Below are 14,639 nucleotides of genomic sequence, written 5' to 3'. Positions count from 1 at the left end.
GCCAGAGGGCTTTGTATTAATGCTAAATCAATGAATTACTGCCAACCGTAGCGGCGAACGAAGTAGCCTTTCACCCCTTGAGTCAGCACCATATACGCCGACAGGATCAGGATGAGCCACGGGAAGTAGCTCAGCGGCAGCGCCTGCAATTGCAGGAATCCAGCCGCAGGAGTGAAAATCAGGCCAATACCGACTACCACCACTAACAGCGTCATTACACACAGCGGCCAGGAGGCGCGGCTCTGAATGAACGGCACTTTACGGGTGCGGATCATATGAACAATCAGCGTCTGCGACAGCAGTCCTTCGATAAACCAGCCGGACTGGAACAAAGTCTGCATTTCAGGCGTATTAGCCTTGAACACCCACCACATCAGCGAAAAAGTCAAAATATCGAACACCGAACTGATCGGGCCAAAAAACACCATAAAGCGACCAATATCACCGGCGTTCCAACGCTGTGGCTTCGCCAACTGCTCTTCATCGACGTTATCAAACGGGATCGCTACCTGCGAGACATCGTAAATCAGGTTCTGCACCAGCAAGTGCAAAGGCAGCATTGGCAGGAATGGCAGGAAGGCGCTGGCTACCAATACGCTGAACACGTTACCGAAGTTGGAGCTGGCGGTCATCTTGATATATTTCAGCATGTTGGCAAAGGTACGACGCCCCTCTGTCACGCCCTGCTCCAGCACCATCAGGCTTTTTTCCAGCAGAATGATATCGGCCGCTTCTTTGGCAATATCCACCGCCGAATCCACGGAAATACCAATATCCGCGGCTCGCAGCGCAGGTGCATCGTTGATGCCGTCGCCCATAAAGCCCACCACGTGACCCTGCTCGCGCAGCACGCGCACAATGCGTTCTTTATGCAGCGGTGCCAGTTTGGCGAACACGCTGGTCGTTTTGGCCACCTCGGCCAACTCGGCATCACTCAATAATTCTACTTCACTGCCAATCAGGATCTTGTCCACTGCCAGACCGACATCCCGACAGACTTTTCTTGCCACCAGCGGATTGTCTCCAGTGAGGATCTTCACGGTCACCCCTTTGGCCTGCAAGGCTTTCAGCGCGGGAGCCGTGCTCTCTTTTGGTGGATCGAGGAAGGCGATATATCCGGCCAGAATCAGGTCAGACTCGTCGGCCACCGCGTAATCGCGGGTTCGGGCCGGCATCGCTTTATGCGCGACAGCGACAACGCGAAGCCCCTGCTGGTTCAGGTCGTCAGTGATACCGCGAATTCTTTGCAGCAGTTCTTCGGTCAATGGCACGGCTACATCATCAAGTTGCACCTGTGAACAAATTGACAGGATCTCTTCCAGCGCGCCTTTGCAGATCAGACGATGATGATCGGTAGATTCGCAAACCACTACCGACATACGACGGCGATCAAAATCAAACGGGATCTCATCGACCTTGCTGTAGCAGTGCATGGTTTGCTGGTTCTGCACCGCCTCGGCGCCTTCGAGCACGGCGACGTCGAGCAGGTTTTTCAGGCCAGTCTGATAATGACTGTTCAGCCACGCCAGATGCAGAACGCGGTCGCTGGTGGTGCCCAAAACGTCGGTATGGCGCTCAAGAATGATTTTATCCTGAGTCAGCGTGCCGGTTTTATCGGTACACAAAATATCCATGGCACCAAAGTTTTGAATCGCGTCCAGATGTTTGACGATAACTTTCTGACGCGACAGTTTCACCGCCCCTTTTGCCAGTGTCGAAGTCACAATCATCGGCAGCATTTCTGGTGTCAGGCCTACCGCAACAGACAGTGAGAACAGCGCCGCTTCCCACCAATCATCTTTGGTATAGCCGTTTATCAGCAACACAATTGGCGTCATCACCATCATAAAACGGATCAACAACCAACTGACTTTGCTGATCCCGCGCTGGAAGGCGTTTGGCTGTTCATCCTGGCGGATCACCCGCTCGGCGAGCTGGCCGAACCAAGTCTGAGCGCCGGTGGAAATCACTATCGCAATCGCCGTCCCGCTAATAACATTGGTGCCCATAAAGCACAGCGTATCCTGCTCAAGGGGATCGCAATCCAACGGCATCCGGCTGTTAGCCTGTTTCTCTACCGGCAGCGATTCGCCGGTCAGCGCCGCCTGACTGATAAACAAGTCTTTGGCAGACAAAATGCGCAGGTCCGCCGGGATCATGTCACCCGCAGACAGCTTGACCAAATCACCCGGCACCAGTTGATTAATCGGTAACTCAATGCTTGCGCTATGGCCAGTTTGCGCGTCGCTGCGCAGCACGGTGGCCGTATTACTGACCATCGCCTTCAGCGCGTCTGCCGCTTTATTCGAACGAGCTTCCTGCACAAAACGCATCAGCGTAGAAATCACCACCATGCTGCCGATCACCAGCGTCGCTTTCATGTCTTCGGTGGCATAAGACACCGCGGCCAGAATGGTCAGCAACAGGTTGAAAGGGTTGCGATAACAGATCCACAGGTGTTGCCACCAGGGCTGAGGCTGCTGGTCGTCGGTCTGATTGGCTCCAACGCGTTCACGGATGGCGTCGGCCTCGGCTTGGGTTAACCCTTCATCGTGGCTGTTAAATTGTGCATAAAGCTGTTGTGCACTGGCGCGGGCACAGGCCTGGCAGTGTTCGACAATAGAGGGCAGCACGTCATGACCTGCTGTCGGCTGGGAATTTTCCAGCATGGGAGAACGACGGATAAGACGACGTGGCAAAGTGCGGCTGAAAACGTTATACAGCCTTTGTGTAATAGTTTTGAACATACTCGTACCCTTCTTGCTCCCACGCGCCGACTCGCCCCGTTAAACGTTTTTTCAAGACGCAGGCGAACGAACGCCATTAACGCTGAAAAAAACGTCAAGCAAGGGTGTCATCAGCCACAGGCTGGCAAGTTTAAAAGGCAGAGCGGGCAATCAAAGAGAGAGCGCGCTGCTGCTTACCTAATGTTATCCGGCAAGCAGCAGCGAAAAAGCGGGTGCTTACCGGATCAAGACGGACCTACTGCATTGGGGTCGGGATCCATAATAATTTCTCGGTAAGTTGAAGGTCGGCGGAATGCATTATGACGCATTCGGCCATGACTGAATCGATCTGGATCAATTTAGCAAGTGTATTGTACGCCATTAATTATTAACCGAATCTAAACCACAACGATGAGTATCAAACAGGCAGGTTTATATTCCCCAGTTATGCTTATCTTTTAACCTAAATATCGAAAATGCTGAAAATATGAGCAAAATAAACCAACAGGACGTTGAGCGCCTGCTCGAATTAGTCGGCGGCAGCGAAAATATCGCCTCCGTGACGCACTGTATTACCCGCCTGCGTTTTGCCCTTAACGATCCCGCCAAGGCCCATCCCAAACAGATTGAAGATCTGCGCATGGTCAAAGGCTGTTTCACCAATGCCGGGCAATTTCAGGTCGTCATCGGTCCAGAAGTTGACGATTATTATCAGGCGCTTATCGCCATTTCCGGGAAAAAAAGTGCCAGCAAGGCCGAGACCAAGGCGGCCGCACGACAAAATATGAATCTCTTTGAACGTGTGATCTCGCACATCGCCGAGATATTTTTCCCGCTGTTGCCAGCATTAATCAGCGGTGGCTTGATTCTCGGCTTTCGCAATCTTATCGGCGACATTCCGTTTGATCACGGGCAATCGCTGGCCAATATCTATCCGCTATGGAAAACCGTCTACGATTTCCTGTGGTTGCTCGGCGAAGCAATTTTTATGTTTCTGCCCGTGGCTGTGTGCTGGTCGACGGTAAAAAAGCTCGGCGGCACCGAGATTCTGGGGATTGTGCTGGGTATTACGCTGGTTTCGCCACAGCTTATGAATGCCTATCAGTTAGGGCAGCAAACGCCTGAAGTGTGGAATTTTGGCTGGTTTACCGTCGAGAAAGTGGGTTATCAGGCACAGGTTATTCCGTCGATGCTGGTCGGAATAGCGCTGGTGTGGATTGAGAACGGTCTAAAGAAAATAGTGCCTAGCTATCTGCAACTCGTGATTGTACCTGTCGTTTCGCTGTTAATTGCCGTTTTTCTGGCGCATACGCTGATTGGACCGTTTGGTCGTACAGTCGGTAATGGCGTAGCCTGGGTGGTGAAAACAGCGATGACCGGCAGCCTCGCGCCCATCGGTGCCACAATATTTGGCTTCTTGTATGCACCGCTGGTGATCACTGGCGTGCATCAAACCACGCTGGCTATCGATATGCAGATGGTGCAAAGCACAGGAGGTACGCCAGTCTGGCCACTAATCGCCCTCTCTAATATGGCGCAGGCCAGCGCGGTGCTCGGCATGGTAATTATCAGCCGTAAACATAACGAACGGGAGATCTCGGTGCCCGCCACCATCTCGGCCTATCTTGGCGTTACTGAACCGGCGCTGTACGGCATTAACCTTAAATATCGTTTCCCTATGCTGTGCGGCATGATCGGATCGGCCCTCGCTGCTCTTCTTTGCGGCTTAAACGGCGTGACCGCCAACGGTATCGGCGTCGGCGGCTTACCGGCAATCCTATCGATCAAGACCCAATTCTGGAGCCTGTATGGCATTGCAATGCTGATAGCCATACTGGTGCCGTTAGTGCTGACTATCGCCGTCTATAAACGCAAGCTTAAACGGGGAGAATTCAATAACTGACTTCTTTGTTTTACATCAATTTTGGCGACATTAATCTCAAGGAGATATCTACATGTAGCGTATATAGTAAGTAACAACGCTACATGTAGTGAGTTAATCTAAAAGGACCTGAATTGTGAAACCTGAAACCTCTGACTTAATCACCATCAAACCCACGATGGGCGGCCGCCTTTATCAGGAAATTCGCGGCTTGATGGAGCAGAGCAATCCGGCGCTGCTAAACGAAAATGCCAACAAAGACAGCAAGGTAATTCCCACTCAGCGGGATTTGCTAGCCGGTATCGTCGCCAAACACTACGCCCGCGAGCACATTTTGCCGGACGATGTCGTGCAGGCACATGAGCGCGGCGATATTCACTATCACGATTTAGATTACTCACCTTTTTTCCCGATGTTCAATTGCATGCTGATCGACCTCAAAGGCATGCTGAATCAGGGATTCAAAATGGGTAACGCTGAAATTGATACACCAAAATCAATCTCGACCGCCACTGCCGTAACCGCGCAGATCATTGCTCAGGTTGCCAGCCACATTTACGGCGGCACCACCATTAATCGCATTGATGAAATCCTCGCGCCGTTCGTGATGCAAAGCTTTGAGAAGCATAAAAAAACGGCTCGACAGTGGGCGATTGCCGATATTGAGTCCTATGCACGCCAGCTCACCGAGAAAGAGTGTTATGACGCTTTCCAGTCGCTGGAATATGAAGTCAACACCCTGCACACTGCCAATGGCCAGACGCCTTTTGTGACCTTTGGTTTTGGGCTTGGAACCGGCTGGGCGTCGCGGCTGATCCAGCAGTCTATTCTGCGCAACCGCATTGCCGGTCTCGGTAAGAACAGTAAAACGGCGGTATTTCCCAAGCTGGTATTTGCCATCCGTGAAGGCCTCAATCACAAGGCCGGAGATGAAAATTACGATATCAAACAGCTGGCATTAGAATGTGCCAGCAAGCGCATGTACCCCGATATTCTCAATTATGATCAGGTGGTTAGAGTTACCGGCTCCTTTAAAACGCCGATGGGATGTCGCAGTTTTCTCGGTGTTTATGAGGAAAATGGTGAGCAGATCCATGAAGGGCGCAACAATATCGGGGTGATCAGCCTGAACCTGCCGCGCATTGCCTTGCAGGCAAAAGGGGACGAAAACGCCTTCTGGGCCTTGCTCGATCAACGCCTGCTGCTGGCTAAAAAAGCCCTTATGACGCGTATCGCCCGGCTCGATGGCGTAAAAGCTCGCGTAGCACCCATCCTCTATATGGAAGGCGCCTGCGGCGTGCGTTTGCGGGCAGATGACGATATCAGCGAGATTTTCAAACACGGTCGTGCCTCGATTTCGCTGGGCTATATTGGCGTCCATGAAACGGTTAATGCCCTGTTTGGAAACGAGATCCACCTGTATGACTCGGCGGCGCTGCGCGATAAGGCCCTGGCGATTGTCGCTCGCCTCAAGGCAGCGACCGAAAGCTGGAAACGTGAAACCGGCTACGGCTTTAGCTTATACAGCACGCCCAGCGAAAATCTCTGCAACCGTTTCTGCCGTCTGGACAGCGCCGAGTTTGGCGTAATACCCGGCGTTACCGACAAAGGTTATTACACCAACAGTTTTCATCTTGACGTCGAGAAGAGGGTCAATCCTTACCAAAAGCTCGATTTTGAAGCGCCCTATCCACCGGTTAGCGACGGCGGATTCATCTGCTACGGCGAGTATCCCAACTTGCAGCATAACCTGCAGGCTTTGGAAGACGTGTGGGACTATAGCTATTCCCGCGTGCCCTACTACGGTACCAATACGCCGATCGATGAATGCTACGAATGCGGATTTACCGGCGAATTTTCCTGTACCAGCAAAGGGTTTACCTGCCCAAAATGCGGCAATCACGACGCCTCGAGAGTCTCGGTGACCCGCCGGGTATGCGGCTATCTCGGCAGCCCTGATGCACGGCCTTTTAATGCCGGCAAACAGGAAGAAGTTAAGCGACGCGTTAAACATCTCAGCGTAGGAAAATTGAGGTAATCTCATGAATTATCATCAGTATCATCCTATCGACGTTGTCAACGGGCCGGGTACGCGCTGCACGCTGTTCGTTTCTGGCTGCGTTCATCAATGTCGCGGGTGCTATAACCAGAGTACCTGGCGGCTAGACTCGGGCCTGCCTTTTACGCTGGCGCTGGAAAACCAGATCATTGCCGATTTACAAGATACGGCCATTCCGCGACAGGGGCTATCACTCTCCGGCGGTGACCCTTTGCATCCGCAAAATCTGTCGGCGGTTAAGCGGCTGGTGCAAAGAATTAATTGTGAATGCCCCGGAAAAGATATTTGGCTATGGACCGGTTACTGCCTGAATGAACTTAGCCTTGAACAATGGAAAATTGTCGGCGAAATAAGCGTATTAATTGATGGAAGGTTTATTCAGGAACTGCGCGACCCGTCGCTTATATGGCGCGGCAGCAGTAATCAGGATATTCACGTTTTGCGTTAGCTTATATCTTAAAAAACCCGTTAATAAAATGGATAAGGATAGGCTTTGCTCCCCCGCTTCCACATTCTCATAAACTGAATATTGCTATTAATAAACACTCTTTCATCCCAACGAGCTGTGGAAGCAAATAGTAATCTTCTGACTTTTCGAGTAAAGCGGCATCGCTTTATTTTACGAGACGTCGCCCAATATTATTCATCTTCCTGCAATCCCCGCTTCACCGAACTGTCATTTATCGTGTTCAAGATGGTGCCAACGTCGAACTGAGGTTGACACTATGCAAACTTTTGGCTCCATCTCCGAGAATCACCCACGCGCCAAACGTCATGTCAGGTGCTCTTTTGCCAACGGTGCTTTATCTGCACAACAGGCAGCGAGGCATTCGTTATGATGGACTTATCTAGACATCCGACCACTTATCCTACCCGCTATCAACAGATTGCTGCCCAGCTGGAACAAGAGCTGCGCAACACCTACCGCTGCGGCGATTATCTGCCACCGGAAAATCAGCTTGCCGATCGTTTTCAGGTTAACCGCCATACCCTGCGTCGCGCGGTTGACGAGCTGGTCGAGCGCGGCTGGCTGCAGCGTCGTCAGGGCGTAGGTACGCTGGTGTTGATGCGCCCATATGATTACCCGCTGCATTCTCAGGCGCGATTCAGCCAGAACCTGCTGGATCAGGGCAGTCATCCTACCAGCGAACGCCTGCTCGGCGTGCTGCGCCCGTGTGTCGAACATGTCGCCAGCGCCATTGGTCGTGAAGAAGGTGACACGGTGATCCACCTGCGCACGCTGCGTCGGGTAAACAATGTGCCGGTCTGCGTGATCGACCATTATCTGCCTGATCTCGACTGGTGGCCCACATTACAGAATTTCCACAGCGGTTCGCTGCACGATTTTATACGTAGCGAGATACATCAGCCGTTGAGCCGCCACACCACCCGCATCAGCGCCCGCCGCGCATTGGCCAAAGAAAGCAAGCTGCTGGAAATAGTGCCGCAGGCACCGCTGCTGTGCGTACGTACCCTCAACACCTGTGATAGCAACGGTAGCGTGGCGGAATATTCCGTCAGTCTCACGCGCGCTGACATGATTGAACTCACCATGGAGCACTAATGGACGCCTTACAAACTCGTCAACGCTGGATGTCGGTGTTGGCTCATAGCCAGCCATCAGAGCTGCTTGAACACTGGCAGCCGTTGAATCTTAGTCCGACTTTTGAATGTTTACGGCCGGCAGAAACCGGTCTGACCCAGCTCCAGGCGCGGATGGGCGGCACCGGAAAACGCTTCGTAATGGGTGATATGACCGTCACCCGTGCCGTGGTGCAACTTGAGTCCGGCGTTTACGGCTACAGCTATGTGCGCGGTCGCGACAAAGCCCACGCCGAACTCTGCGCTGTGATCGATGCCCTGCTGCAAGTGTCCGGTATGGAAGAGTTAATCCACAAACGCGTGATTGCGCCTCTGGCCGCCAGCCAGCAGGCTCGTCGTGAACAACGCGCCCGTGAGATTGCCTCTAGCCGTGTCGATTTCTTCACTCTGGTTCGCGGAGAATAACTATGTCACTTGTTGCCAGTTTTCAAAGTCCGGTTGCCGATGCGCAATACAGTTTTCGTCGTATTCTCAAAGCATTAAGCGAACCAGGCTCAATAGTTACCCTGCCGACCATGCCAGGATTTGGCGTGCTGGGTTCCGCCAGTGCCTGTGTGTTGCTAACCCTTATCGATCAGGATACGCCGCTGTGGATAGGCCCACAGATTAACGACGAGGTTCTGCGCCAGAACCTGCGTTTTCACACCGGTGCCGTGCTAACCGACGATCCGCGCAGTGTCAGTTTTGCGCTGGTCGAAGGATCGCTCGACAGCGCCACTTTGCTAGCCTTCCCCTGCGGCGACGAAATGTCTCCCGAGCTGGCAACTACCGTGATTGTGCAGCTTGAATCACTCGACGGCGGTCAGCCTCTGCGCCTGCGCGGGCCCGGTATCGAGCAGGAACACATCGTTTCTCCGCTGCTGCCCGAATGTGTCTCTCACTATCTTGTCAACCGCCCGCACCGCTTCCCGCTGGGGCTGGATTTTATGTTTACCTGCGGTGAGCAGCTGCTTGCCTTGCCGCGCACCACACGCGTGGAGGCCAGCTAATGTACGTTGCCGTTAAAGGGGGCGAAAAGGCTATCGAGGCCGCCCATGAACTGCTGGCGCACCAACGCCGTGGCGATACGCAGATTTTTGAGATCCAGGCCGATCAGATCGAGCAACAGCTGGGTCTGGCGGTAGATCGAGTGATGAGCGAGGGCGGGATTTACGATCCACAACTGGCCGCGCTGGCTATCAAGCAGTCTTCAGGGGATCTGGTCGAAGCGATTTTTCTGCTGCGTGCCTATCGAACTACCCTGCCGCGCCTCGCTGTCAGTCAGCCGCTGAACACCGCCAATATGCGTCTCGAGCGCCGCGTCTCTGCCATCTACAAAGATTTGCCCGGCGGACAGGTGCTTGGCCCGACCTATGACTATACCCATCGCCTGCTGGACTTTGCGCTACTGGCTGAAGGATTGGACCCGCAGGCGCCGATAGCAGACGAAATGCTGCCCGAATCTTGCAGTCATGTCTTCGAAATGCTGGCGAATCAACAGCTCGCAGCGCGCGAAGAAGATGACGGCAGCGAGCCAGATGATATTACCCGCACGCCGCCAGTTTACCCCGCCAGTCGTGCTGCTCGCCTGCAACAGCTGGTGCGCGGTGACGAAGGCTTCCTGCTGTCGTTGAGTTATTCCACCCAGCGCGGTTATGGCCGTAATCACCCCTTTGCCGGTGAAATTCGTACCGGTTGGCTGACGGTGGAAATCGTGCCGGAAGAGCTGGGTTTTGCCATCGATATTGGCGAGATTCTGTTGACCGAATGCGAAATGGTTAACGGTTTTATCACTCCGCAAGACAAGCCGCCGCACTTCACTCGCGGCTATGGATTAGTGTTTGGTCGTGCAGAGCGCAAGGCGATGTCGATGTCACTGGTAGACCGCGCCCTGCAAGCGCCCGAATACAACGAACAGGTGCGTAGCCCGGCTCAGGACGAAGAATTTGTCTTGTCGCATGCCGACAACGTCGAGGCCGCCGGTTTCGTCTCACACTTGAAACTTCCCCATTACGTCGATTTCCAGGCCGAGCTTGAGCTGTTGCAGCGCTTGCGTGAACAGCGTGCCGCCGCGGACAAGGATATTGCCAATGAAAAATAATAACGCCACGGCGACCGGCTACAACCAAGGTTATCTGGATGAACAAACCAAGCGCATGATCCGACGGGCAATATTGAAAGCGGTAGCGATCCCCGGTTATCAGGTCCCGTTTGCCGGACGTGAAATGCCAATGCCTTACGGCTGGGGCACTGGCGGGATCCAGATTACCGCCAGCGTGATCGGCCAGCAGGACGTGTTGAAAGTTATCGATCAGGGCGCAGACGACACCACCAACGCCGTGTCGATCCGCCGCTTCTTTAAAAATGTCGCCGGTGCCGAGACCACTGAAAAAACCCGTGACGCCACGCTGATCCAGACCCGTCACCGCATTCCCGAAACGCCTCTGGCTGAAGATCAGATCCTGATATTCCAGGTACCAATCCCCGAGCCATTGCGCTTTATCGAGCCGCGCGAAACCGAAACGCGAAAAATGCACGCGCTGGAGGAATACGGTGTGATGCAGGTGAAGCTTTACGAAGACATCGCCCGCTTCGGCCATATCGCCACCACCTATGCCTATCCGGTAAAGGTTAACGATCGCTACGTGATGGATCCTTCGCCGATCCCAAAATTCGACAACCCGAAGATGCACATGATGCCTGCGTTACAACTATTTGGGGCCGGTCGTGAAAAGCGCATCTACGCGCTGCCGCCGTTTACCAAAGTCGAAAGCCTGGATTTTGAAGATCACCCGTTCACGGTGCAGAAATGGGATCAGCCGTGTGCCATCTGCGGATCGCACGACAGCTATCTCGACGAGGTGGTGCTCGACGATCTCGGCAACAGAATGTTTGTCTGTTCCGATACCGACTACTGCGCCGAGCAGGTTGCAACCGCATCTTCACACGAGGTCAATAATCAATGAATCCGGTCAACTCTTCAGCCACGCCGCTGCTCAGCGTAGAAAACCTGACCCATCTTTATGCACCGGGCAAAGGTTTTAGCGACGTGTCTTTCCAGCTTTATCCTGGCGAAGTGCTGGGCATTGTCGGTGAATCCGGCTCGGGTAAAACCACTTTGCTGCAATCGATTTCTGCCCGTCTTGCACCGCAGCAGGGCCAGGTGATTTACAACAACGGCGTGCAGCCTTCGCAGTCTTTATACCAGATGCCGGAAAGCGATCGCCGTCGCCTGCTGCGCACCGACTGGGGCGTAGTTCATCAGCATCCGATGGATGGCTTGCGTCGTCAGGTTTCTGCCGGGGGCAATATCGGCGAACGCCTGATGGCTATCGGTGAACGTAATTACTCGCGCATTCGTCAGGAAGCCAGTCAGTGGCTGGAAGATGTCGAGATCCCGGTTTCACGCCTCGACGATCTGCCGACCACCTTTTCCGGCGGTATGCAGCAGCGCCTGCAAATCGCCCGCAATTTAGTGACCCATCCTCGTTTGGTATTTATGGATGAACCAACCGGTGGGCTGGACGTATCCGTGCAGGCGCGCCTGCTGGATCTGCTGCGCACGCTGGTGGTGGAAATGCAGCTTGCGGTGGTAATTGTGACCCATGATTTAGGCGTAGCGCGACTGCTGGCGCACCGTTTGCTGGTGATGAAACAGGGTCAAGTGGTGGAAAGTGGGCTGACCGATCGGGTTCTCGACGATCCGCATCATCCTTATACCCAGCTGCTCGTTTCTTCCGTTTTGTCCTGAGAACCCCAGAAGAGTGATAAACCAATGACAACCAGACTCCGGGTCGAAAATCTGAGTAAAACCTTTGTTTTACACAACCAGCAGGGGATCAAACTGCCGGTGTTTCATAACGCCAGTCTTGAAGTAAACGCAGGGGAATGCGTGGTGCTGCACGGCCATTCCGGCAGCGGGAAATCCACTCTTTTGCGGTCACTTTACGGTAATTATCTGCCGGACAGCGGCCACATTTGGGTCAAACATCAGGATCAATGGGTCGATATGGTCAACGCCCAGGCTCGCGAAATCCTTGACGTGCGCCGACACAGTGTCGGCTGGGTAAGTCAGTTTCTGCGCGTTATCCCGCGTATCAGCGCGCTGAATCTTGTCATGCAGCCGCTGGTCGAATTGGGTATTGGCAAGCCAGAAGCCGAGCAGCGCGCGGGTGAACTTTTACAACATTTGAACGTGCCGCAGCGCCTGTGGCAGCTCGCGCCTTCAACCTTTTCCGGCGGTGAACAGCAGCGAGTAAACATTGCGCGCGGGTTTATTGTCGACTATCCGGTGTTGCTGCTTGATGAACCCACCGCCTCGCTAGACGCCACCAATCGTGCGGCGGTGGTGACACTGATTGAAAAAGCTAAAGCACGCGGCGCGGCGGTGGTGGGTATTTTCCATGATGAAGACGTTCGTGAGCGCGTGGCCGACCGGCTGCACGTGATGACCCCGGAATTGGCTAACGCGGAGAATCTGGCATGATTATCAATAACGTCAATCTAGTGTTGGCGCATGAAACAGTTAAAGGTTCTATCGAGATAAAAGAGGGGATCATTTCTTCTTTCACTGATAGCTCCAGTCAGTTGCCGCAGGCGGTGAACGCTGAAGGTTCGTGGCTCATGCCCGGTTTTGTCGAGCTGCATACCGATAATCTGGATAAGTTTTTCACCCCGCGTCCCAAGGTTGACTGGCCTGCACATTCGGCCATGAGCAGCCACGATGCGCTGATGGTGGCGAGCGGTATTACCACCGTGCTGGACGCCGTTGCGGTGGGTGACGTTCGCGACGGTGGCCATCGTCTGGAAAACCTGATGAAAATGATCGACGCGGTCATTAATAGCCAAAAAGCCGGTCTTAATCGCGCCGAACATCGCTTGCATCTGCGCTGCGAGCTGCCGCACTCGTCAACGCTGCCGCTGTTTGAAGAATTGATGCACAAGCCGGGCGTTTCGCTGGTTTCGCTGATGGACCATTCCCCGGGCCAGCGCCAGTTTTCGACCCCGCAGAAATATCGCGAATACTATCAGGGCAAATATCAGCTTAACGATGAGCAGATGGAAGAGTTTCAGGCGGCGCAAATCGCCAACTCACTGCGCTGGGCTCAGCCCAATCGTCTGGCCATTGCCACACACTGCCGCCAGTTGGGCATTGCCTTAGCCAGCCACGATGACGCTACCTCGGCGCACGTCGCCGAATCGAAAGAGTTAGGCAGCGTGATTGCCGAATTCCCGACCACCGAAGAAGCGGCACGGGCCTCGCACGCAGAAGGCCTGCAAGTGTTGATGGGCGCACCAAATATCGTGCGCGGCGGCTCGCATTCCGGCAATGTCGCAGCAAAACAGCTGGCATCATTGGGTCTGCTTGATATTCTCTCTTCTGACTATTATCCCGCCAGCTTGCTGGATGCCGTATTCCGCATTGCCAACGATGAAAGCAACGCCTTTAGCCTGTCGCAGGCAGTGGCGCTGGTCACGCGTAATCCGGCAAGCGCATTGGGACTTGAGGATCGCGGTGAGATTGCGGAGGGCAAGCGTGCAGATCTGGTGTTGGCACGCGCGCACGAGCATCATCACTATGTGCAAAATGTCTGGCGTCAGGGAATACAGGTATTCTGATGGCAAAGCTGGTTTACGTTATGGGCGCGTCGGGGTCGGGCAAAGACAGCCTGCTTGATGCACTGCGCAATAAGCTGCCGCAAGGGTTGTTGGTGGCGCATCGTTATATTACCCGCGCGGCCCAGGCTGGCGCGGAAAATCATGTCGCACTTAGCCTCGACGAATTCCAGCTGCGCAAATCTCGCCAGCTGTTTGCCCTCGACTGGCAGGCTCATCAAACCCATTACGCGCTAGGGATCGAGATAGATCTTTGGATGCAGCAAGGGTTTACTGTCGTGGTTAACGGATCTCGTGCTCATCTTGCTCAAGCCGAGGCGCGTTACGGTAGCAGCCTGCTCGCCGTCTGCCTTCATGTCTCCACTGAGGTTCTGGCAGAGCGGCTTGAGGCTCGCGGACGTGAATCACCGTCGGAAATCCAGCAACGCCTGCGCCGCGCCTCGGAATATCAGCATAGCTTGCCCGCAAACTGCCATCGCCTTAATAACGACGGCTGTTTGCAAGAAACGCTGACTGAGTTGCTGAGTTTTTTGGGCGAAAGAGCAACCTGCGCGATACCACTGGACGGTTATCCTCTCGCCATGCCAAGGAATTAAGGGGTAAGACAGCGTAATCGAAGCAATTCAGAAGCTTGCAGGCGTCGCAGGAATAGATTTTTGTAGAGAAGAAGTAGTGGGGAAAATTTGGCGTTTTTGATTATAGATTAGCATAACAAACGCCGAATTTTACTTCGTTCTGGCCCCTTAAATTTGAATAGAATCCGCTAAATTTCCGG

At 53.8% G+C, this 14,639-nt stretch carries 13 protein-coding genes; 12 read left to right on the top strand and 1 reads right to left on the bottom strand.

Annotation, left to right across the window (positions count from 1 at the left end):
* Positions 1–35: 35 nt before the first annotated feature.
* Complete coding sequence (gene mgtA / locus AB3G37_RS03025; RefSeq protein ID WP_369789660.1) at positions 36–2,747, bottom strand: magnesium-translocating P-type ATPase; 2,712 nt, start codon at positions 2,745–2,747, stop codon at positions 36–38.
* Between the two features lie 466 nt (positions 2,748–3,213).
* Here mgtA and treB point away from each other — a divergent pair, with 466 nt between their 5' ends.
* From treB to phnN, 12 genes are all read left to right on the top strand, one after another.
* Positions 3,214–4,629: a PTS trehalose transporter subunit IIBC gene (gene treB / locus AB3G37_RS03020; protein WP_009636817.1), complete on the top strand. Its 1,416-nt coding sequence runs from the start codon at positions 3,214–3,216 to the stop codon at positions 4,627–4,629.
* A gap of 157 nt (positions 4,630–4,786) precedes the next feature.
* Positions 4,787–6,646, top strand: coding sequence for an anaerobic ribonucleoside-triphosphate reductase (nrdD, locus tag AB3G37_RS03015; protein WP_369790879.1), 1,860 nt, complete (start codon positions 4,787–4,789; stop codon positions 6,644–6,646).
* 4 nt (positions 6,647–6,650) lie between these two features.
* A complete protein-coding gene (gene nrdG / locus AB3G37_RS03010; protein WP_369789659.1) occupies positions 6,651–7,115 on the top strand; it encodes an anaerobic ribonucleoside-triphosphate reductase-activating protein in 465 nt (154 codons plus the stop codon).
* Positions 7,116–7,502: 387 nt separating this feature from the next.
* Positions 7,503–8,231, top strand: coding sequence for a phosphonate metabolism transcriptional regulator PhnF (phnF, locus tag AB3G37_RS03005; RefSeq protein ID WP_192807946.1), 729 nt, complete (start codon positions 7,503–7,505; stop codon positions 8,229–8,231).
* A complete protein-coding gene (gene phnG / locus AB3G37_RS03000; RefSeq protein WP_009636813.1) occupies positions 8,231–8,674 on the top strand; it encodes a phosphonate C-P lyase system protein PhnG in 444 nt (147 codons plus the stop codon). The genes phnF and phnG overlap by 1 nt, the downstream gene beginning before the upstream one ends.
* Positions 8,675–8,676: 2 nt before the next feature.
* Entirely contained in the window at positions 8,677–9,258 is a 582-nt protein-coding gene (gene phnH, locus AB3G37_RS02995; RefSeq protein ID WP_369789658.1) for a phosphonate C-P lyase system protein PhnH, read from the top strand.
* The gene (locus tag AB3G37_RS02990) at positions 9,258–10,349 is read left to right on the top strand and encodes a carbon-phosphorus lyase complex subunit PhnI (RefSeq protein WP_369789657.1); all 1,092 of its coding nucleotides are present in this window, start codon (positions 9,258–9,260) and stop codon (positions 10,347–10,349) included. The genes phnH and AB3G37_RS02990 overlap by 1 nt, the downstream gene beginning before the upstream one ends.
* The gene (locus AB3G37_RS02985) at positions 10,339–11,214 is read left to right on the top strand and encodes an alpha-D-ribose 1-methylphosphonate 5-phosphate C-P-lyase PhnJ (protein ID WP_369789656.1); all 876 of its coding nucleotides are present in this window, start codon (positions 10,339–10,341) and stop codon (positions 11,212–11,214) included. Before AB3G37_RS02990 ends, AB3G37_RS02985 begins: the two co-directional genes overlap by 11 nt.
* Complete coding sequence (gene phnK / locus AB3G37_RS02980) at positions 11,211–11,999, top strand: phosphonate C-P lyase system protein PhnK (protein ID WP_009636808.1); 789 nt, start codon at positions 11,211–11,213, stop codon at positions 11,997–11,999. Before AB3G37_RS02985 ends, phnK begins: the two co-directional genes overlap by 4 nt.
* Before the next feature lie 24 nt (positions 12,000–12,023).
* Entirely contained in the window at positions 12,024–12,734 is a 711-nt protein-coding gene (phnL, locus tag AB3G37_RS02975; protein ID WP_009636807.1) for a phosphonate C-P lyase system protein PhnL, read from the top strand.
* Positions 12,731–13,867 carry an alpha-D-ribose 1-methylphosphonate 5-triphosphate diphosphatase gene (phnM, locus tag AB3G37_RS02970; RefSeq protein WP_369789655.1) on the top strand — a complete coding sequence of 379 codons (1,137 nt, stop codon included), beginning with the start codon at positions 12,731–12,733 and terminating at the stop codon, positions 13,865–13,867. The genes phnL and phnM overlap by 4 nt, the downstream gene beginning before the upstream one ends.
* Entirely contained in the window at positions 13,867–14,460 is a 594-nt protein-coding gene (gene phnN / locus AB3G37_RS02965) for a ribose 1,5-bisphosphokinase (protein ID WP_009636805.1), read from the top strand. The genes phnM and phnN overlap by 1 nt, the downstream gene beginning before the upstream one ends.
* Positions 14,461–14,639 lie beyond the last annotated feature (179 nt).

Source organism: Rouxiella sp. WC2420 (genome assembly GCF_041200025.1).
Classification (GTDB): domain Bacteria; phylum Pseudomonadota; class Gammaproteobacteria; order Enterobacterales; family Enterobacteriaceae; genus Rouxiella.
This window is presented reverse-complemented; position numbering and strand designations above follow the sequence as displayed.

Coding starts and splice junctions, on each gene's coding strand:
- mgtA (WP_369789660.1), bottom strand. CDS start 2,747: ATGTTCAAAACTATTACACAAAGGCTGTATAACGTTTTCAGCCGCACT.
- treB (WP_009636817.1), top strand. CDS start 3,214: ATGAGCAAAATAAACCAACAGGACGTTGAGCGCCTGCTCGAATTAGTC.
- nrdD (WP_369790879.1), top strand. CDS start 4,787: ATGGGCGGCCGCCTTTATCAGGAAATTCGCGGCTTGATGGAGCAGAGC.
- nrdG (WP_369789659.1), top strand. CDS start 6,651: ATGAATTATCATCAGTATCATCCTATCGACGTTGTCAACGGGCCGGGT.
- phnF (WP_192807946.1), top strand. CDS start 7,503: ATGATGGACTTATCTAGACATCCGACCACTTATCCTACCCGCTATCAA.
- phnG (WP_009636813.1), top strand. CDS start 8,231: ATGGACGCCTTACAAACTCGTCAACGCTGGATGTCGGTGTTGGCTCAT.
- phnH (WP_369789658.1), top strand. CDS start 8,677: ATGTCACTTGTTGCCAGTTTTCAAAGTCCGGTTGCCGATGCGCAATAC.
- AB3G37_RS02990 (WP_369789657.1), top strand. CDS start 9,258: ATGTACGTTGCCGTTAAAGGGGGCGAAAAGGCTATCGAGGCCGCCCAT.
- AB3G37_RS02985 (WP_369789656.1), top strand. CDS start 10,339: ATGAAAAATAATAACGCCACGGCGACCGGCTACAACCAAGGTTATCTG.
- phnK (WP_009636808.1), top strand. CDS start 11,211: ATGAATCCGGTCAACTCTTCAGCCACGCCGCTGCTCAGCGTAGAAAAC.
- phnL (WP_009636807.1), top strand. CDS start 12,024: ATGACAACCAGACTCCGGGTCGAAAATCTGAGTAAAACCTTTGTTTTA.
- phnM (WP_369789655.1), top strand. CDS start 12,731: ATGATTATCAATAACGTCAATCTAGTGTTGGCGCATGAAACAGTTAAA.
- phnN (WP_009636805.1), top strand. CDS start 13,867: ATGGCAAAGCTGGTTTACGTTATGGGCGCGTCGGGGTCGGGCAAAGAC.